The sequence below is a fragment of the Arthrobacter sp. I3 genome, from assembly GCF_000520575.1.
Lineage (GTDB): Bacteria > Actinomycetota > Actinomycetes > Actinomycetales > Micrococcaceae > Arthrobacter > Arthrobacter humicola_A.
The window spans coordinates 4,965-6,364 of record NZ_KI914921.1; the positions used below are offsets into that span (position 1 = coordinate 4,965).

The following is a 1,400-nucleotide window of genomic DNA, read 5'->3' on the forward strand; positions in this document are numbered from 1 at the left end:
CGCCGACGGGGCTAGGCTGGCTTCAGGAGCGGGCGGCCCATCCAACGCGGGCCGCGCGCCGAATGGCTTGGTAGGCCACCCGCCAACTGCTGGCTGACAAGGAGTCACCATGAACGCCACAACCGCAACCCCCGAACCCGCTGGAACTCCTGCTCCAGCCCCGCAGGCAGCCACCGCGAAGGCCGCATCCCCTAAGACCGTGCTCGTCACCGGGGCCACCGGCTACATCGGCGGCCGGCTTGTCCCCCGGCTCCTGGAAGCCGGGCACAGGGTCAAAGTCGTGGTCCGCACCCCGGCCAAGATCGCCGGCGTGCCCTGGCTGGACGACGTCGAGGTGATCCACAGCAGCCTCGACGACGGGGACGCCCTGCAGGCGGCGCTCGACGGCGTCGACGTCCTGTATTACCTGGTCCATTCCATGGCGGCCGGGGCCGGCTTCGAGGCCAAGGAAAAGACGATGGCCGGGACGGCCGCCCGGGCCGCGGCCGCCGCCGAAGTGGACAGGATCGTCTACCTCGGCGGCCTGCACCCGGCCGGGGCCGAACTGTCCACCCACATGCGCTCCCGCGAGGCGGTGGGGAAGGTGTTCCTGGACAGCCCGGTGGACGCGGTGGTGTTCCAGGCCGGCGTCGTGATCGGCTCGGGCTCGGCGTCGTTCGAAATGATCCGGCATTTGTCCGAGACGCTGCCGCTGATGCCCGCCCCGAGCTGGGTGCGCAACAAGATCGAGGCGATCGCGGTCCGAGACGTCCTGTACTACCTCGTGGCGGCGGCGTCGCTGGAAGGACCCATCAACCGGACCTTCGACATCGGCTGCCGCCAGGTGCTCAGTTACGCCGGAATGATGCAGGAATACGCCGCCGAGGCCCGCCTGCCGCACCGGGTGGTGCTGGCGCTGCCGGTGCCGGCCCCCAAACTGGCCGGTCTGTGGGTGGCGCTGACCACCCCCATCCCGCTCTCCATGTCCCTGCCGCTGGTCGAATCACTCCAGCACGACGCCGTCGCCGCCGAACACGACATCGACGCGTACATCCCTGCGCCGGAGGGCGGCCTGACCCCCTACCGGCGGGCCGTGGCCCTCGCCCTGGGCAAGGAACGCGACGGCCAGGTGGAGACCACGTGGGCCAGCGCCGGCGTCGACGCCGATCCCCTGCCGAGCGACCCGGACTGGTCCGGCCACGCCGTGTACGTGGACGAGCGCAGCTTCCAAAGCGACGTGGACCCCAAATATGTGTGGACCGTCATCGAAGGAATCGGCGGCCGGAACGGCTGGTACTCGCTACCACTGGCCTGGCAGGTGCGCGGCTGGCTGGACAAGCTCACCGGCGGGGCGGGGCTGCTGCGCGGCCGCCGGCACCCGCACCTGCTGGCCGAGGGCGAGGTGGTGGACTGGTGGCGGG

At 70.9% G+C, this 1,400-nt stretch carries 1 protein-coding gene; it reads left to right on the forward strand.

Translation table 11 applies throughout. The annotated features are described in order from the left end of the window. Positions 1 to 109 precede the first annotated feature (109 nt). Positions 110 to 1,400: DUF2867 domain-containing protein (locus tag Y706_RS24755; protein WP_253906756.1), on the forward strand; the 1,291-nt coding region annotated here is incomplete at its 3' end.